Raw genomic sequence first — 19006 nt, forward strand, 5'->3', positions numbered from 1 at the left:
ACGCTCTTCCTCCCTTAACTACTTACCTATATTTTACCATTAAATAAAGATAATTTTATACTTATAATCCTATCTTGTCCTTCATACTGGAAGAAACTTTCTTTACTTCTATTTACTCATCAGTGTGATTCTTTTTTTTCTATATAAATAAAGAATACCTGTAACTATAAAAACAATCACGCCAAAATACACACCATATTCTATCGCGATCGCTACAATACTTTCAATATGTTGTCCAAATAAAGCACCGAGCACAAAGTAAACGAGTGTCCAAACAAATCCTGTCATATAAGAATACAAAGCATACGTCTTAAATGACATGTTATTCATTCCAACTAAATACGGTACGATATGTCTTACAACTGGTATGAAGTAACTTGTGACTAACGCATAATGACCATACTTCTCTACCATTTGTTGAGATTTCAAAAGATATTTCGCCTTTTTCTTTTTCATTAGCTTATCAAGTACTTTCGTACCAAATATTTTCCCTAATATATAACCTAAAGAAAGCCCAGATACAACACCTAAATATGTTAATAAAAATGCAGGAATGACACTTAATATCCCTAGTGAAGATACAAAGCCACCACTCATTACGATCATTTCGTCTGGAATTGGCATACCAATAATACCTAACCATAAACAGAAAAATAATGCCCAATAACCGTATTGTTCAATATAAGATAATAATTCATGTAATTCCATTATGCATATGCTCTCCTTAGCTCTTTTTTACAGCTAAAGACATACGCTGGTGGGAAATTGAGCCACACTTTCTCTAGCGTAATTTCAGGAAAGAAGTGCTGTATAAATCCTTTTTTCACAAGTGAATATTGAAATGTAATAAATTCACCATTCTCATGTATCCCTTCCATTACATTGTTTAAAATACGCTTTGAAACTTCTTCTGGTAAAGAGGTAAAAGGTAATCCCGATAAAACGTAATCCACGCATTCTATATTGAGATCTTCTATATACTTTTTTATATTTTCGGCTGAACCGTGTACAACAATGACGTTCTGCTCATCTTTAAATTTTCTCTTTAGTTCCTTGCAAAACACTTCATTAATTTCAATAAGAAGAAATATTGTTTCCTTCTTCTTTCTCTTCATAATTTCTTTCGTAAAGACTCCTGTACCAGGACCTAACTCTACAATGCATTTCGCTTTATTAAAATCAATTACATCTACCATTTTCTTTGCTAATATTTTTGAACTTGGCGCAATTGCACCAGTATGTTTCGGATGTTTAATAAATTCATGTAAGAATGTTATGAGTTGCATATAAACCTCTCCTCATTCGTTCAATAGTTTTTAACTTGTTTCTAAGTATAACTATTATTTCTTAACAAAAATTGAGGAGATTTCTTAAGATTTTATGAAGAATAAAAAAACAGCTATCGCCTCTAGCGATAGCTGTCCCTTATTACTTCGCACTCACGATCTTATAATAAGAACGAACTGTTAAGAAGTAATATCCAATATAAATCGCGCCGTATACTCCGATACTAATTAGAAGCGGAATCATAATTTCAAATGGTAATATATTTGATAAACCTTTTAGTGCAAATAGGCTGTGTAAAATACCAATTACTAACGGAATAGCAAAGATAAAGCTCACTTGTTTTGCGATAGCTCTCTTCATCTCTTGCTTCGTTACACCAATTTTATGAAGAACAACGTAGCGATCACGGTCAGCACTTGCTTCTGTTAATTGTTTAAAGTAAATGATTGAGCCTGTTGCTAATAGGAATACTAATCCTAAGAATAACCCAATAAACATCATTAAGCCTGTTGTTTCAAGCCCCATTTGGAATCCTGTATAGAAATCGTTAAATGGTTTTAAAACTTCTGATTCTCCAGCTGGCATAATGCTTGCTAATTTTGCTGTTAACTCTTTACTATTTCGCTCACCTTTTACATCAATATTTTTTACAGTACGCGTTTCGTTTACTTGTTTCACTTGCTCATATGTTTTATCAGGAACGATTACAAATAGTTCATTTAAATTTGTAAGGCTTCTATTATTTACACCTTTAATTTTTAATTCTTTTGACTCGTTTCCAACAGGGAATACAGCTGTATTTCCTGTATAAAGAGGACCAAAATCAAGTTTCTCAATATATAAGCTATCATATACGAAAGCTTCATTCGCACTTAAATTTACAGGTTCTACATCTAAATGTTTCACAAGTGTATTAAAGCTTGATTGAGAAATAAGCTGGTACTGATTCGTAACATTATAGTGTGTGTTCAGAACTTGATCAGCTCTTTCACCTTTAAATGTTCCCTTCACAGGAATCATTTCAACTTCTGATTCATATGTGACTGGGTGATTATTCTTCTCTCCAGCAAGTATTTCATTTACTTTTTTATCTAATGCTGCATCTTTTTTCTCATAGGAATAACTATACGGCGCAGCAACTTTTGATTGCGTAAATGTGTTGTAATACATCGTAACTGACGTACCAACCGCTGTTAATGTTACCGCACTTAAAATAGCGATTGTCGCCAGTGATTTCGCATTTCCTTTAATACGATATAGTAACTGTGATGTCGTTACCATATTCATACCATTATAAAATGCTGACTTATTATTTCTTGCACGTTTCAATACAAATACTGTGAAGAACATGAACAGTAAATAAGTCCCTGCTACTGTCGCTAATAAAATATATAATGCAACGACCATAAAGTCTGCATACATAACTGCTTTCATGTACATTAATGCTAAAAAATAACCTGAACCGATTAAGAAAACTGAAATTAATGCCATAATGACAGATCCTTTTGGCATTGCTTCTCCTTCACGTTCTGCACGGAAAAGTTCAATTAACTTAAAGCGATAAATTAAACGATATCCTTGAAGTGATGTATATAAAATAATCACAAAGAAAATAATTGCTGTATCAATAATGGCAGCCATCGGTACTTCAAAATGAACGTTTAAATTTAATCCCATCATATTTACTAATAACTCAAGGAATAATTTTGAAAGGACACTACCGATCGCAATCCCAATTACTAATGACATTAATCCCATTAACATATTTTCATAAAAGAGCATTTTACCAATTTGTCTTTTACGAATACCTAATAACGAATATAAGCCAACTTCTTTTTTACGTTTACGTGTAAAGAATCCGTTCGAATATATAATGAACACTGCTACGAAAATGATAAGCATCACACTTGAAACTTGGAACGCTCCACTAATTTTTTTTGAAGCTTCTGCTGCTTTTTCCATTTGTGAATTATATTGCAGTGCTTTAAATGTAAAATAAATAACGATACTAAAAATCATAGATGCAAAATATACAAAGTAGTCTTTAAAGTTCCGCTGTATGTTGCGGAGGGCAATGCTAGATAAGGTCATCAGCCATACCTCCAGAAATAGAAGACATTACGTCAACAATTTTTTGGAAGAACTGTTTACGCGTCGATTCACCGCGGTGTAATTCTTTATATAGTTCACCATCTTTAATGAAAATAACTCGTTTACAATAACTTGCTGCAAATGCATCGTGCGTTACCATTAAAATTGTTGAGTTATCATATTCATTTAACGACTTCATACTTTCAAGTAAATCTGTTGCAGATTTAGAATCAAGTGCTCCAGTTGGCTCGTCTCCGAAAATCATACTTGGATTCGTAACAATTGCACGCGATGCTGCACAGCGCTGCTTCTGTCCACCAGATACTTGATATGGGAACTGACTTAAAATATGATCAATACCGAATTTCTTTGAGATTTCAAGAACGCGGCGATCAATCTCACTCGCTTTCACCTTTGATAACGCAAGTGGTAAAGCGATATTCTCTTTCACCGTTAACGTATCTAATAAGTTATAATCTTGGAAAATGAAACCTAAATGATCACGGCGGAATAACGCTAACTTATCATCATTCATCTTTACAATATCTTTTCCATCAATTAAAATTTCACCGTTCGTCGCATTATCAATTGTAGAAAGAACATTTAGTAAAGTCGTCTTACCAGAACCAGAAGGTCCCATAATTCCAACGAACTCACCTTCTTTTACTTGTAAGTTAATACCTTTTAACGCTGCAAATTTATTCCCACCCGTGTCGTACACTTTTTCAATATTTTTTGCTTCTAACACTGTTTTCATCTCGACATCCCTCATTTCTTCTATTCTCTATTTTCAACTATATACACTCTCTACTCTTGCCACTATCGATGTTTCTTACACAAACATGACAGTTATGTAAGACGCATAAGTAAAGATATAAAAATTTAACCTACTGAACAAAAGTACTTTGTTACTATAACATTGGGATATCATACCATCCATTCATTCTCCTTACAGGAACATTACAATTTTGTAAGGTTAAAAATGTCCCCTACAAAGTTGTGCACGAAATGTCGGATGGAGCTATTTCGTTCCTGCTATTCTATGTACAGAGGAGGTCATAATATGGATTCACTTAAAAATATGAATACTGCAATGCGCTATATTGAAGATAACCTTACGAATGAAATTGATTTTAAAGAAGTTGCGAGGCTAGCTCTCTGTTCTGAGTATCACTTTAAAAGAATGTTTTCGTTTTTAGCAGGTATATCACTATCTGATTATATTCGCTGTAGACGTCTTACTCTCGCTGCCTTTGAACTAAAAAATAGCGATGCAAAAGTCATTGATGTCGCTATAAAATATGGCTACAACTCACCAGATTCATTCGCCCGTGCATTTCAAAACTTGCACGGTATAACACCTTCAGAGGCCCGAAATAGTAGCCATTCTTTGAAGGCTTATTCACCAATGACCTTCCAATTATCCATTCAAGGAGGAAATGAAATGAACTATCGAATTGAAGAAAAAGAGCCATTTCGAATTATAGGTATTACAAAACGAGTACCAATCGTTTTTAACGGTGTAAATGAAGAAATTGCTTCTATGTGGAAAAGTTTAAACCCAGATTCTATTCAAACATTAAAGTCCCTTTCAAACATTGAACCTACTGGAATCATTAGTGCTTCTACTAACTTTTCTGAAGGAAGAATGGAGGAAAAAGGCGAACTCGATCACTACATTGGAGTAGCCACAACAAAGGATTGTCCAGAGCAGTTTAAACAGCTTGAAGTTACTGCTTCAACATGGGCTATATTCGAAGCTGTCGGTCCATTTCCTGATGCATTACAAAATGTATGGGGACGTATTTACTCTGAATGGTTCCCTTCTTCGAACTATGAACTAGCGGAAGGACCGGAGATATTGTGGAATAAACAGAAAGATATATCTTCTCCAAACTTTAAAAGTGAAATTTGGATACCGGTTTTGAAGAAGTGATAAAAAACAAAGCTGCTCTTCCCTAAAAGGAAAAGCAGCTTTATTTACATTTTCAACTCTTCTTTATAAATACTATATGACTTTATTGTTGATACGATAATGCATATTAATATGATTCCAATCCCTATAAAAATATTAAATGGATCTGGAAGCAAAGCCCCGGCATATATACAAAGTGAACCTATTACAAATACCCTCGAAGCAAATCTATGTGTTTTCCTCCAAACTACAGGATTTTCTAATATCCAGTCCATTCGAATGCCTACTAACCCGTTTGGCTTCGTTTGTTGCATGTAATTACCTAGTACAAGAAACAATGTTCCAAGTCCAAAATTAAATGCAATTGAGCCCGATGCAATATAATTAGACGCTGCTAATAGCGCAAATAAGTTACAGCCGAATCCTATCAAAAGAATAGCATAACGGATTGCGGAAAGGACTTTAGCATGCTGTTTATACTTATCTTTCGTTACGTCAATATACCCAAGAGCTAGCCATATCAAATACAGCAACATCATGCTTCCTATTGAAACAGAACTTGCTTCTACTTTAGAAAAATATCCATCTACTACTCCTGCTGCATTATAATGGCGTGGAATTTGTTCTGGTAAATATGGCCATACAATATACCATCCAATTGCAATGCCAATAATTAAACTCCATGGTAATACGTGTCTTTTCATCCTCTCTCCCCCATAATTTTTTATTAGGCCCCTATTTCTTTTTTATAAGCAATATATGAATATCCCATTGTTAATCCTACTGCACCAATAATAATTCCAACCATTACGAAAGATTTCCACGTTACTGGTACAAAAACACTTAGAATCATAATAATTCCTAATATAACAAACACCTTCCCACTAAAACGGTGTGTCTTTCTCCATACTTCCTCGTTACTTAATGTCCACGGTGTTTTTATACCTACAAAGTAATTTGGTTTACATTGTGGTAAATAGTTACCGATGATTATAAATAAAAGACCAACAAGAATATATGGTGTACTATTCATTGGAATGTCATAACCTAATCCAGCTCCAATTCCAATGATACTTACTAAAAATAATAGGAATAATACGCTATAATTTATTACATTATACCCTTTAGAAAATTTCTCATAATTCTCATGCTTAGGATCTATCTTAGGCAATAAAGTCAATAAAGCATATATAAAAACCATAACTGCAACATCCAAAATCATCATGCCCATTTTTGACATACGCCCATCTACCTCACCAGACACATTCCAATGACTCGGAACCTCTCCTGGTAAATGCGGCCACGCGATGCACCATGCAATAATCGTTAAAGCTATTAATAGTAACGGAAATATATGCTTTCTCATTTCCCCTCTTCCCCCTTATTCGTAAATGTAAACACCCAAGTCAACAAATCTTGAAAGACCGTTGTGTTTAAAGAGTACACAACGAATTGCCCTTTCTTTTCATCTTGAATAAGTTCAGCATTTTTAAGTGCGTTTAAGTGGTGTGAAATACTTGGTTTTGTCATATTGAAATGTTCAGCGATCTCACCAGCGGTTAGATCACCTTCTTTTAATAAGTCTAAAATTTTTCGCCTTGTTGGATCTGCTAATGCTTTGAATGCTTGATTCAATGTCTTTCTTCCTTTCGATAATTAGACATTTAGATACTTATCTAAATGTTAAAATGATTTCAGTTGATTGTCAATTATATACGAGGCCCTTTTTACTTTTCTCACTTTTAACCTATACTGTTTACTAGCTTATCTTTCAACATAATGAAAAGACTTGAAACACATGATACACTATAGCTACAATTGTTTTTCTGAGGAGGAATATACATATGTATAAAATTTTAATCGTTGAAGACGATCCAAATATTTCATCATTACTGCAATCTCACATTCAGAAGTACGGTTATGAAGCTGTTGTTGCAGAGAATTTCGATGATATTATGGAATCGTTTAACGCTGTGAAACCACATCTTGTTTTACTTGATGTAAACTTACCGAAATTCGATGGTTTCTACTGGTGCCGTCAAATTCGTCATGAATCTACTTGTCCAATTATTTTCATTTCAGCGCGTGCTGGTGAGATGGAACAAATTATGGCAATTGAAAGCGGTGCGGATGATTACATTACAAAACCATTCCACTACGACGTTGTAATGGCAAAAATTAAAGGACAATTACGCCGTATTTACGGTGATTATGCACCAAATATTTCTGAACGTATCGTTGAAGTAGAAGGTTTAAAACTATTCCCAGAACGTCCTGAAATTCACTTCGGATCTGAACAAGTTCTTTTAACGAAAAAAGAAGCTATTTTAGCTGAAATGTTATTATCTAAATTCCCTCGTACAGCAAGCCGTGAAGATTTATTAGCTGCGCTTTGGGATGACGAAAGCTTCGTTGAAGAAAATACATTAAACGTAAACATTACGCGTCTTCGTAAAAAGTTTAATGAGCTTGGTATTGAGAACTCTATTGAAACAGTACGTGGACTTGGATATCGCTTTAACGCAACTTGGAGTGAATAAGCATGAAGCTATTTTTACGTGATCATTTTGCATTTTTCCTACTGTACGTTTTAAACTTCGGTATCATTTTCGTTCTTTATGATGCAGTAGATGGATTTCAAAACAATAAATTTTACTTCGTCGTTTTAAGTTTATATTTATTTATTTGTTTCCTCGCTTACCGTTACGTTCGCAATCGTAGAATGTACCATAGATTAAGCGAGCAACCAGAAAAAATGGAAGATGCGTTTATTGAAAGAGCAACTGCTCCGATGCCTCACGGTGTCAATGAACTCGTGCGTACGCAGTACCGCCTCTTCCAAAAAGAACTACAATCGTATGAAGTAAAACAACAAGAACATCAATTATTCATTAACCACTGGGTACATCAAATGAAGACACCTGTTTCTGTTATGCAGCTTATGGTGCTAGAAATGGAAGACGAGCATTTAATTCCAAAGTTTAAAAAAGAATTAGAGCGTCTAAACCAAGGGCTTGATATGGCTTTATACATGGCTAGGTTAAATAACTTCCATGAAGATTTCCATGTTGAGACGATTTCATTAAAAGATACGGTAACAAAAAATATTAATGGATTAAAAGAACTATTCATTCGTAATGGTGTCTTCCCTGTTTTAGAAGTCCATTCTGATTTAAAAGTTGCTTCTGATGCAAAATGGCTAAAATTTATCATCTATCAGTTAATGACAAATGCTGTTCGTTACTCTGGTGAGCGCGGAAAGAAAGTTTTCTTATCTGCTTACCGAAACGGAAAAGATATTATTTTAGAAGTTCGCGATGAAGGTGTTGGTATTCCGCAAGAAGATATTCGAAGAGTATTTGAACCATTTTACACTGGGAAAAACGGTCGCGCATTCGGAGAATCTACTGGTATGGGACTTTATATTGTAAGTAAAATTTGTGATTATTTAGGTCACTCTGTCAAACTAGATTCTGAAGTTGGTAAAGGAACGACGATTAAAATCATCTTCCACAACGCTGCAAATAATCAAGCAGAACATACGGAGAAGGTGACCGAAGCATGATCGTAACATATGCAAGCAAAATGTATGAGAACTCACTCTCATACATTTTTTGCAATACAACTACTTCTATATCTTCTAGCCGGAGGTATAATCTATGACATTTTGGCAATTTGCATTTAAAAACGTCACGCGCAACTCAAGAGCTTATTTTGCTTACTTTGTAAGTAGCTCCTTTTCCATTGCTGTGTTCTTTTCGTTTGCTGTTTACTTATTCCATCCGAAATTACAAAACTTTGACATGACTTCTGAAATTTCAGGATTAATGATATTTTCAGAAGTAGTAATTGTATTTTTCTCTTTCTTCTTTTTACTATATTCCATTGGTACTTTTTTAAAAGTTAGAAAAAAACAATTTGGTGTTTTGACCATTTTAGGAATATCGAGAAAACAATTACATCGTCTTGTTTTTATGGAGAATATGTTAATCGGGATTTTATCTATATTTTTCGGCATGCAGTTTGGAGTTGTTTTTTCTCAATTTTTCTTATTAGTAACATCCAAACTTACGCATGTTCCAGGAATATATTTATACGGTCCTACTAACGCGTTTATTTTAACAACCATTGTTTTCCTTAGTCTTTTTATCATTGTATCTGCATTCACACCAATGCTTATTCGTACAAAAAAAGCGGTACACCTTTTAAAAACAAATGGTGGAAAACAAAAAGAAAGAAAACCATCCATACTTGTTTCATTATTTGGTGCGATTTGTTTATTTGGTGGTTATGCGTTAGCTGGAAATCCTAAATATTTCGTATCAGTAAGCCCGCAAATCGGTGTTATATATATGGTTTCAAGTATTTTCGTTATCCCAATGCTTGTTACAATCGGAACATATTTCTTCTTTTCACAAATTAGTTTCTTACTGATTTATATTTTAAAGAAAAGAAGGAAGTTTTATATGAAACGGATTAATATGCTTTGGATTTCGGATTTAGCGAGCCGTATTCGAACGAATATTAATATGCTTTTTATTGTAGCAATGCTATCTACAATTGCTTTCACAATGATTACGTTTCTATATGGATTCGGGAAATTTATTAAGCTAGAGGTGAATAGAACTTCTCCTTTTCCAATTTCTTATTTTTCTTATGATGCGAACCCTTTTGTTACAGAGCATTTAAATTGGCTTGAGCAACAATTACAAAAAGAGCATTTCCCTTATCAAAAAATAGAAGCTGATATATATGAAACACCACTAAAAGAAGATAAAGATATAGCTATTTATAATGACGTATACGCAATTAAGCAAAGTGACTATAACAAACTTGCAGATTCTTTACGAATGAAACAACTATTTATGGATGATAACGAAGCATATGTGCTAACAGGGACATCTTATATCACCATATTCAACGAATTTGAGCAAAGCTACAAAAGAGATTACATTACACTCTCTAGTACAAATACGAAATTACGAGTAAAAGGCTATGAGCATGTAAACGCAATCCCATCTGACTTTTCATATCAAACGATAGTGTTGCCTGATATTATCGTAAATAACTTACCTAACACCGTAAAACATATATCAGCATACAATTACAAAATTCAAAACTGGGAACAGACATATGAAATTGCTGATAATTTTATAGAAAAAGTGCAAAAAGATCGAAATAAATCCCAGTATGAAGGACCTCTTATTCGTTCCTTTGAATCAGCAGGATCGTTATACAAAATAACATCAGGCAGTGCTGCATTTTTCCTAATTGGGACATTTTTAGGAGTTATTTTCTTCATTGGAGCTGGTAGCGTTCTTTACTTTAGAATGTATACGGATTTGACGAACGAACAAGAGAAATATATAACGATTTCTAAAATCGGTGTAACAGATACAGAGATGAAACGATCTGCAACCATTCAACTTAGTATTTTATTTTTCATTCCGTACATTATGGCATCCATTCATACAATGTTCGCAACAAAAATGCTACAAGATGTAATTGGTTTATCTCTGTTCAAAGAAGTTTCAGCCGTTCTTATTATTTTTGGATTCGTTGAAATCGTATTTTTCTTATTCATTCGTTCACTTTATATGCAAAAATTATCACATTACACGAGTGGACAAAATATTTAAAACAAACTTGATGAAAAGAGTATTTCTTATGCTCTTCTCATCTTCACCCTATTAGGAGGTTCAGGTGAATGACATTTTGGCAGTTTGCATTTAAAAACGTGACGCGGAACGCCAGAGCTTATTTCGCCTATTTTGTAAGCAGTGCGTTCTCCATCGCAATCTTTTTCTCATTTGCAGTTTATTTATTTCATCCTAAATTGCATATGACAGACGTGAATTTTTCTCTGAATATATTAATGACAATTTCAGAAGTTGTCATTGTGTTCTTTTCATTTTTCTTTTTACTGTATTCAATCGGGACGTTTTTAAAAGTACGAAAAAAACAGTTCGGGATTTTAACAGTACTTGGCATATCTCAAAAACAATTAAAGCGACTCATATTTATAGAAAATATGTTAATTGGTGCTCTTTCTATATTTTTTGGCATTCAACTTGGACTTGTCTTTTCACAGTTCTTTTTGTTAGTTACCGCCAAAATTACACACGTACCTGGTTTATATTTATATCCGCCTACAAGTGCTATCGTTTTAACTATCATCATCTTTCTCGGGCTCTTCATTCTCGTATCATCTTTTACACCGATGCTCATTCGCACGAGAAAAGCCGTACGTCTTTTAAAAGAAGGAAAACAACAAAAAGAAAGAAAAGCATCCGTGCTCATCTCTCTATTTGGTGCGATCTGTTTAATATGTGGATATGCGTTAGCCGCAAATCCGCTGTATTTTATGTCGCTAGGTGACATAATTGGACTTTTATATGCCGTCTCTAGTATATTTGTCATCCCATCGCTTATTGCAGCTGGAACATACTTTTTCTTTTCACAAATTAGTTTTTTACTTATTCGTATTTTAAAAACACGAAGAAAGTTTTATATGAAACGAATTAATATGCTTTGGATTTCCGATCTAGCATCACGTATTCGGACAAACATTAACATGCTCTTTATTGTAGCGATGCTATCGACGCTCGCTTTTACAATGATTACATTCTTATATGGATTCGGGAAATTTACAAAGTTTGATGCGATTAGACAAAACCCTTTCCCGTTTACTTATTTATCACATACTGAAAATACGTTAGCTGATGAACATTTAAACTGGTTAGAGCAGAAATTTAATGAAGAGCACTTTACTTATACAAAATTTAAAACGGATATATATGAAGTATCTTCGGCTGAAGATAACACGCAGCTCTATTATGCCATTAAACAAAGTGACTATAATGTACTTGCTAAGGCTTTAAATTGGGAAAAACTCACGGTAAATAAGAATGAATCTTATATTCTTATGAAAGACTTAGATGATCAGGTTATTGGAACACTTCACAATAAAGAACAGAAAAATACTCTTACACTTACTCAAAACAATTTACAACTACAAGTGAAAGAATATAAAAGTTATAGTCCATTCCCAAACAGCTTAATATACCAATTACTCATACTATCTGATGAAAATGTAGAAGCCTTATCCACAGTTTCCAAACAAATGAGTGTATATAACTTCAAAGTTACAGATTGGGAAAAAGCACATAATATCGGTTCATCGTTTATAACAAAAATCCATAACGATAATGCAGCAATTCAAGCAGAGCATCCACCTTTCCATGCAAGTGAAGCGAGCGATTCTCTATATAAGACAAAACTAAATGTCGCTTCGTTCTTCTTAATTGGTACTTTCCTAGGAGTTATTTTCTTTATCGGTGCTGGCAGTGTTCTTTACTTCCGGATGTATACAGATTTAACAAATGAGCAAGAAAAATATATAACGATTACGAAAATCGGCTTAACTGAGACTGAAATGAAACGTTCAGCGACAATTCAGCTTGCGATTCTTTTCTTCGTACCTTACATTATGGCATCAATCCATACGATGTTTGCGACAAAGATGCTACAAGAAATATTACATCTCTCGTTCTTCGCTGAAATTACAGTCGTACTGTTGATTTTTGGAACAGTTGAAATTTTATTTTTCCTTTTAATTCGTTCCTTTTATATGCAAAAATTATCACAACACATTAAGTTTTAAAAAGTAGAAAGGTGATTACTATGGAAGAAGTATTACACATAAAAAACGTCTCAAAAGTATATGAGGGGAAAGTCCCTCATACTGCTTTAAAAAATATAAATTTACACGTGGATAAAGGGGAATTCGTTGCCATTATGGGACCATCTGGTAGCGGAAAATCTACATTTTTAAACGTTATCTCTACAATCGATTCTCCGACTTCTGGTGATGTCGTGATTAACGGAAAAAAACCGCACACATTTCGTAGAGAGAAGTTAGCTATTTTCCGAAGACAAGAGTTAGGATTTGTTTTCCAAAACTTTAACTTACTAGATACACTGACAATCGGTGAAAATATCGTATTACCTTTAACATTAGATAATGTTCCATTAAAAGAAATGGATGAAAAGCTTGATAACATTTCAAAAAAGCTTGGAATTGATCATATTTTGGACAAGCGTATTTTTGAAGTTTCTGGGGGACAAGCACAGCGTACCGCAGTAGCACGTGCTGTTATTCATCATCCTTCACTTCTACTAGCCGACGAACCGACAGGAAACTTAGATTCAAAAGCGGCAATTGACGTAATGGAGTTATTTACGAAATTAAATAAAGAAGAAGATGCAACGATTTTAATGGTTACGCACGATCCGTTTGCAGCAAGTTATTGTAACCGTGTTATTTTCATCAAAGATGGCGAGCTTTACAATGAACTGCACCGCGGATTATATCGCGAGAAATTTTATCAAGAAATATTAGATGTTCTAGCGTTATTAGGAGGAAGACGTGGATGACATTTTGGCAATTCGCATTTAAAAATGTCTCGCGTAATTCGAAAGCATATTTCGCCTACTTTGTAAGTAGTGCTTTTTCTATCATGGTTTTCTTTTCATTTACTGTATACGCGTATCATCCGCGCTTACAGAGTGTACAAAGCTTTCAAGAACGTGATCCTCTAATGAACTTAGCTAGTACAGCACAGCTTGTGATCGTTATGTTCTCGTTCTTCTTTCTCTTATATTCAATTGGAACATTTTTAAATGTTCGGAAGCAGCAATTCGGGATACTCACTATTCTTGGTATCTCACAGAGACAATTAAAAAGATTGTTATTTACTGAAAATATGATAATCGGGATATTGTCTATCTTTATCGGCATTCAAGGTGGACTTGTATTTTCTAACTTTTTCTTATTAGTCACTTCGAAATTAACAAGTGCGAAAGGTCTCTATTTATATTGGCCAACAGAAGCGATTATCGTTACAACCGTAACGTTTATCATTTTATTTTTAATCGTTTCTACGTTTACACCAATGTTTATTCGTACTCGAAAAACAGCCCACCTCATTAAGGGGAACAAGAAAATGCCAGCTGAAAAAAGACCATCTATACTCATCTCTTTATTCGCTTTAATTTGTTTAGGGCTATGCTATTATATCGCTGGTTATCCGCGAGGCTACGTAACGGAAAAAAATGTGCAAAATGGATCTGTCTTTTTTATTATGTTATCTATTTTACCGCTCGTAATAGTCGGGACATATTTATTCTTTTCACAAACATTCCTTCTTTTCATCTATATTTTAAAGAAGCGCAGAAAGTTTTATTTGAAACAAATAAATATGTTATGGATTTCAGATTTAGTTTCTCGTACACGCAGTAATATTAATGTACTCTTTATTGTTTCTATGCTATCTGCACTTGCATTTACGATTATTATTGGATTATTCGCCGCTAATAACAATACGAAGGCATCAGTACTAGAGCGATATCCCGTTCCCTTCACGTATACATCAGAAGGTGACAATTCCCTTGAACAAAAGCATATTTCTACAATTGAAACGGAGCTTACAACTAATAATTTTCTTTACAAAAAATATAAGTTTACAGTATTAAAAGATACAGCTTCCAAAGAAGATATTATGCTTATGAAGATGAGTGATTATAACGCAATTGCTAAACAATTGAAAAGACCGGAAATAACAATTGATTCTACAGAAGTGTATATTATTTCTCGCCACTCACCAGAACTTCTCGATCTCGTATCTAATCCATTTGCAAAGCAAAATACGATTACACTTGGATCTAATAAAAAAGAATTTCATATTAAAGGGTTTATTAATAAGGGAATCGAACCATCATTTGCATTCCCTCATTTAGCTGTCGTACAAGATTATGTATTTGATAATATGATTCCTCATATTGAAACAACTGTAATCTATAACTACTTCGTAGAAAACTGGGAAAATGCAATCGTTCCAACAAAAAATATGTTACGTGTTATTAGTGGTGATGCACGTGAGTTCTACGAAAAGCATACTGAAGAGAACGCTCAAGTTCCTTTCTTCATACATACGGCTACGGATGAACTCATTTACGGTAAAGGAAATGCAGTTGCTCAATTTTTTATTTGGGCATTTCTCGGCTTTATTTTCTTTATCGGTGCGGCTAGTGTTCTATACTTCCGTATGTATAATGACTTAACAACTGAAAGACAAAAGTATATTACGATTACAAAGCTTGGCTTAACTGAATCAGAAATGTTTCGCTCTGCAACCATTCAATTAGGAATTTTATTTTTCGTTCCTTACATCGTTGCTGGTGTTCACACGTTATTTGCGGTTAAGTTTTTACAAAGCATGTTTTCTTTCTCATTACTAAAAGAGACATGTATCGTACTCACCTTTTTCGGGATTATCGAGATTATTTTCTTCTTCTTAATCCGCTCTCTGTACATTAATAAATTATCACAGCATATAAAAATATGAATAAAATGGCCTTGTGCATATTGCACAAGGCCATTTTCAATAGTTTTTAATAATTAGCAGCAATATCCGCCGTAGCCACCATATCCGTAGCCGCCGTAACCGCCATAACCACAACCGCCGCCTCCGCCGAAGCAGCTAGCACCGATGATAATTAATAAAATAAACAATACGATTAGAAGCGCAAAACCGCCTCCGCAACCATGTCTGCGGTTACAATCATCATGTCTGTGTTCACACTTTTCGCTCATTACCCTATTCCTCCTTTAGTATCATTCATAACAAGTTCACCTTGCTCTAAATGAGGGGATTCCATTTATATTATGTTTTCAGGGCGAATAGGAAGCTTGGCTTACCTAAAAACGGGCTTGTTTCAGAAAATGAGCCTTATCAAGATGTAGGTATAAAACATTTGACATACTAATAATTTCTTACTAATATTTAATTGAACGATCAATCAATTTTTTGATTATACATTCAAATTATATAAATCAGGAGTTGAATAGCGTGACTGATTCTTTTATTGCAGAGGCTAGGCGTGAACAAATTATTCTTGCATGTATTGATACATTAGAAGAGGTTGGATATAACAACTTAAGCTTAACGAAGGTGGCAAAAAAGGCTAAGATTAGTACCGGACTTATTTCTTATCATTTTAATGATAAGCTTTACCTTATGAACCGTACATTACAATTTTTAGTTGCCAAACAACATGAATTTATTAGTAATCGAGTACTATTAGCTCAATCTGAAATAAATAAACTAGAGGCTTTTATTGAAGCACACTTGGCTTATCAAGAAACTCATTACAAAAATAATATTGCCTTAATTGAGATTGTCTTTAATGCAAGAAATGAAGAGAACATTCCTTATTACAGAATCGAAGACGACGAAGAGGATGCTCTTAGAACGATGTTATTAGATATTTTGAAGACTGGACAACAAAATGGTGTGTTTTCTAACTCTTTTCAAACCGACACATTAGCTTCATTTATTTTAGGAGCAATCGAAGAAAGAATGTTGAAGGCAAATTCATCTATATCCATAGAAAATTACTCAGATGAGCTCATAAAAATGGTGAAAAAACTCACTATTTAAAACATGCCCTGGTTAAAAAATATATATAAGAAAGGATGAACTACACATGAAAAAGGCATCTGTCATTGGATTAGGTTTTTTAGAAAAGTTACTTGCTATAGTAAGTCCAATCCTTTTAGGCGTTATTGGATATTTTTCACCTAAATTAATAGAGATTATAAAAAAGATTCCTCTCTTTTCTGATTCAAAAATTATAGAACTTTTAAATTTTATTAATCCCTTCTGGCTTCCTATTATCCTCATGCTAATTGGTGTTATTGCAGGAATTTTATTTTCTTTAATTATTTATAGTGAAGCTTTAAAAATGAACATTACTTCGGAAAGCATTCACGTGAATAAGGACGATCAAAAAAAACAAATCACCAGATCAAATGTAAAAGCCGTTTTTGTAGATAAGCGTCAAGTGGTTATCATTGATCAAGAAGACCGAGAATGGTTACGTGAAACATCTGACATTACCCCAAGCAAAATTAAAGATACTTTCTTAATGCACGGCTTCCCCTGGGTGGAACAAGATCCTTATAAACATGAGTATAGCTTATGGAAATTAGAGGATGCGCGATTTAATAAAAGCATAAATACTATTTTGTATGAAAGACGAAATGCCCTTCGAGAAGGAAACTCGAAAAAAAAGAAGCATTTACGCAAAGATTTGAATGAGCTAGGAGTCTTTGTCAAAGACGATGGAGAAAATCAGTATGTCCGTTCTATTAAATAATAGGACAATAGAAAAAAGATATAAAAAGCACCTTGCCCTGTATATTTGTAAGTAACTACGATTAAAAAATAGCAAAACCCACAGAGAAATTGAATTTCTCCTGTGGGTTTTATTAATTAAAATGGGCTTTTCTCCCTAAAGAAACATATTCAACAAAAGAGCAAAACCAAATGCAATAAATGATAACAATGTCTCGAGTACCGTCCACGTTTTAAACGTTTCCTTCACCGTCAAACCTAAATACTCTTTTACAAGCCAGAACCCTGCATCATTTACGTGAGAAAACATTAATGATCCTGCACCGGTTGCAATAACTAGCAACTCTAAATTCACACCAGACATGTGCTGAATAACTGGTGAAACAATCCCTGCTGCTGTCGTTAATGCTACTGTAGCTGAACCTGTTGCAATTCGAATTAATCCAGCTACCATGAAAGCTAATACAATTGGTGATAACGAAATATGTTCTGCCATTTGCGCAATCGCCGTTCCAACGCCACTTTCAATTAATATTTGTTTAAATCCACCGCCTGCACCAATTATTAAAATAATAGAACCGACAGGCAATAAACTTTCATCTGTTAATTTTTTAATCATCTTTTTATTAATACCTTGTTTGATACCAAGTAAATAAAATGCTGCGAAACATGAAATAAGTAAGGCGATTACTGGACTCCCTATAAACACAAAAAATTCAGTCAATTTTTTCGGTAATGAAATATATGGTGCAACTACTGATAAAATCATCAATACAACTGGTAATAAAATAATAAAGAATGAAATTTTACGACTTGGTAAATCAGTTGATACTGTCGTAACTCGAACAAGCTCCGGTTCATTTTCAGGTATAACCCTCTTATGTACCCACTTTGCAAATATTGGGCCTGCGATAATGGCTGTTGGTAACGCGATAATTAATGAATATAAAAGTACCTTTCCTAAGTTCGCGTTATAAATACCGATTGCTGTCATCGCCCCTGGATGTGGTGGTACGAGCCCGTGAACAATAGATAATCCTGCAATGACAGGTAACGCAATTAATAATATATTTTGCTTCGTCGTTTTTCGAATTGAAATAACGAGTGGTAATAAAATGACAATCCCCACTTCAAAAAATACGGGAATCCCTATAACAAACCCTGCAAATAACATAGCCCAAGGTAATTTTTTTACGCCGAAAAATCGAATAAAGAAATCTGCAACTTGCATGCCTGCCCCTGAATCGGACATCATTTTTCCTAAAATTGTTCCAAGTGCTAAAATACCAACTAAATGCCCTAGTACACTACCAACACCAGTTTCATAGGCAGTCACTATTTTCGTTACATTCAGTCCAGACATAATGGCTAAAAATAAACTCGCAACTGTTAAACTAATAAATGCATGCCATTTCCACCATGATACCCCTAAAATAACAATTGTGATCGCAAGTAACGTGACGATTAATAAGTATATATCCATCTCTCATTCCCCTTATTTTTATCCCGATTGGTG

The 19006-nt window shown here is 34.0% G+C and carries 18 protein-coding genes; 9 read left to right on the forward strand and 9 right to left on the reverse strand.

Annotated elements, in window-relative coordinates:
- Window positions 1-108 precede the first annotated feature (108 nt).
- The 4 genes from BHV55_RS24085 to BHV55_RS24100 all read right to left on the reverse strand — a co-directional run bounded on the left by BHV55_RS24085 (window position 109) and on the right by BHV55_RS24100 (window position 4135).
- A complete protein-coding gene (locus BHV55_RS24085; protein ID WP_061654854.1) occupies window positions 109-708 on the reverse strand; it encodes a DedA family protein in 600 nt (199 codons plus the stop codon).
- Window positions 708-1286: a class I SAM-dependent methyltransferase gene (locus BHV55_RS24090; protein WP_001176053.1), complete on the reverse strand. Its 579-nt coding sequence runs from the start codon at window positions 1284-1286 to the stop codon at window positions 708-710. Before BHV55_RS24090 ends, BHV55_RS24085 begins: the two co-directional genes overlap by 1 nt.
- 142 nt (window positions 1287-1428) lie before the next feature.
- Window positions 1429-3378: an ABC transporter permease gene (locus BHV55_RS24095; protein WP_000176154.1), complete on the reverse strand. Its 1950-nt coding sequence runs from the start codon at window positions 3376-3378 to the stop codon at window positions 1429-1431.
- On the reverse strand, window positions 3365-4135 hold the full coding sequence (locus BHV55_RS24100) for an ABC transporter ATP-binding protein (protein WP_000859655.1): 771 nt from the start codon (window positions 4133-4135) through the stop codon (window positions 3365-3367). Before BHV55_RS24100 ends, BHV55_RS24095 begins: the two co-directional genes overlap by 14 nt.
- A 306-nt stretch (window positions 4136-4441) precedes the next feature.
- Between BHV55_RS24100 and BHV55_RS24105 the strand changes: the two genes are divergently transcribed.
- Window positions 4442-5314, forward strand: a complete 873-nt coding sequence (locus BHV55_RS24105) for an AraC family transcriptional regulator (RefSeq protein WP_000377728.1) — start codon at window positions 4442-4444, stop codon at window positions 5312-5314.
- Window positions 5315-5358: 44 nt separating this feature from the next.
- Here BHV55_RS24105 and BHV55_RS24110 read toward each other — a convergent pair whose 3' ends face one another.
- From BHV55_RS24110 to BHV55_RS24120, 3 genes are read right to left on the reverse strand one after another with little or no spacing between them, the layout of a single operon-like run.
- Window positions 5359-5997, reverse strand: coding sequence for an SdpI family protein (locus BHV55_RS24110; protein ID WP_070757025.1), 639 nt, complete (start codon window positions 5995-5997; stop codon window positions 5359-5361).
- Between the two features lie 23 nt (window positions 5998-6020).
- Window positions 6021-6659 carry an SdpI family protein gene (locus tag BHV55_RS24115; RefSeq protein ID WP_001225510.1) on the reverse strand — a complete coding sequence of 213 codons (639 nt, stop codon included), beginning with the start codon at window positions 6657-6659 and terminating at the stop codon, window positions 6021-6023.
- Complete coding sequence (locus BHV55_RS24120; RefSeq protein ID WP_001070526.1) at window positions 6656-6928, reverse strand: autorepressor SdpR family transcription factor; 273 nt, start codon at window positions 6926-6928, stop codon at window positions 6656-6658. Before BHV55_RS24120 ends, BHV55_RS24115 begins: the two co-directional genes overlap by 4 nt.
- A gap of 209 nt (window positions 6929-7137) precedes the next feature.
- On the opposite strand from BHV55_RS24120, the gene BHV55_RS24125 reads away from it, so the two are divergent.
- The 6 genes from BHV55_RS24125 to BHV55_RS24150 all read left to right on the forward strand — a co-directional run bounded on the left by BHV55_RS24125 (window position 7138) and on the right by BHV55_RS24150 (window position 15699).
- Window positions 7138-7833 carry a response regulator transcription factor gene (locus tag BHV55_RS24125; protein ID WP_000276738.1) on the forward strand — a complete coding sequence of 232 codons (696 nt, stop codon included), beginning with the start codon at window positions 7138-7140 and terminating at the stop codon, window positions 7831-7833.
- 2 nt (window positions 7834-7835) lie between these two features.
- Window positions 7836-8858, forward strand: a complete 1023-nt coding sequence (locus BHV55_RS24130) for a sensor histidine kinase (protein ID WP_000765341.1) — start codon at window positions 7836-7838, stop codon at window positions 8856-8858.
- A gap of 94 nt (window positions 8859-8952) precedes the next feature.
- Window positions 8953-10932 carry an ABC transporter permease gene (locus BHV55_RS24135; protein WP_000145058.1) on the forward strand — a complete coding sequence of 660 codons (1980 nt, stop codon included), beginning with the start codon at window positions 8953-8955 and terminating at the stop codon, window positions 10930-10932.
- Between the two features lie 68 nt (window positions 10933-11000).
- Window positions 11001-12956, forward strand: coding sequence for an ABC transporter permease (locus BHV55_RS24140; RefSeq protein ID WP_000144970.1), 1956 nt, complete (start codon window positions 11001-11003; stop codon window positions 12954-12956).
- A gap of 20 nt (window positions 12957-12976) precedes the next feature.
- Complete coding sequence (locus BHV55_RS24145; RefSeq protein WP_000393250.1) at window positions 12977-13729, forward strand: ABC transporter ATP-binding protein; 753 nt, start codon at window positions 12977-12979, stop codon at window positions 13727-13729.
- On the forward strand, window positions 13726-15699 hold the full coding sequence (locus tag BHV55_RS24150) for an FtsX-like permease family protein (protein WP_000144954.1): 1974 nt from the start codon (window positions 13726-13728) through the stop codon (window positions 15697-15699). Before BHV55_RS24145 ends, BHV55_RS24150 begins: the two co-directional genes overlap by 4 nt.
- 53 nt (window positions 15700-15752) lie before the next feature.
- Here the strand turns inward: BHV55_RS24150 and BHV55_RS24155 are convergent, their stop codons facing one another.
- Window positions 15753-15947 carry a YjcZ family sporulation protein gene (locus tag BHV55_RS24155; protein WP_001290395.1) on the reverse strand — a complete coding sequence of 65 codons (195 nt, stop codon included), beginning with the start codon at window positions 15945-15947 and terminating at the stop codon, window positions 15753-15755.
- A 256-nt stretch (window positions 15948-16203) separates the two neighbouring features.
- Here BHV55_RS24155 and BHV55_RS24160 point away from each other — a divergent pair, with 256 nt between their 5' ends.
- Both BHV55_RS24160 and BHV55_RS24165 read left to right on the forward strand, forming a co-directional pair.
- Window positions 16204-16794, forward strand: coding sequence for a TetR/AcrR family transcriptional regulator (locus tag BHV55_RS24160; RefSeq protein WP_000132246.1), 591 nt, complete (start codon window positions 16204-16206; stop codon window positions 16792-16794).
- 46 nt (window positions 16795-16840) lie between these two features.
- Window positions 16841-17512, forward strand: a complete 672-nt coding sequence (locus BHV55_RS24165) for a YqeB family protein (RefSeq protein WP_000710357.1) — start codon at window positions 16841-16843, stop codon at window positions 17510-17512.
- Window positions 17513-17647: 135 nt separating this feature from the next.
- Here BHV55_RS24165 and gntP read toward each other — a convergent pair whose 3' ends face one another.
- Window positions 17648-18973, reverse strand: coding sequence for a gluconate permease GntP (gene gntP / locus BHV55_RS24170; RefSeq protein WP_070757026.1), 1326 nt, complete (start codon window positions 18971-18973; stop codon window positions 17648-17650).
- Between the last annotated feature and the right edge of the window lie 33 nt (window positions 18974-19006).

The organism is Bacillus sp. RZ2MS9 (assembly GCF_001816185.2).
Taxonomy (GTDB): Bacteria; Bacillota; Bacilli; order Bacillales; family Bacillaceae_G; genus Bacillus_A; species Bacillus_A cereus.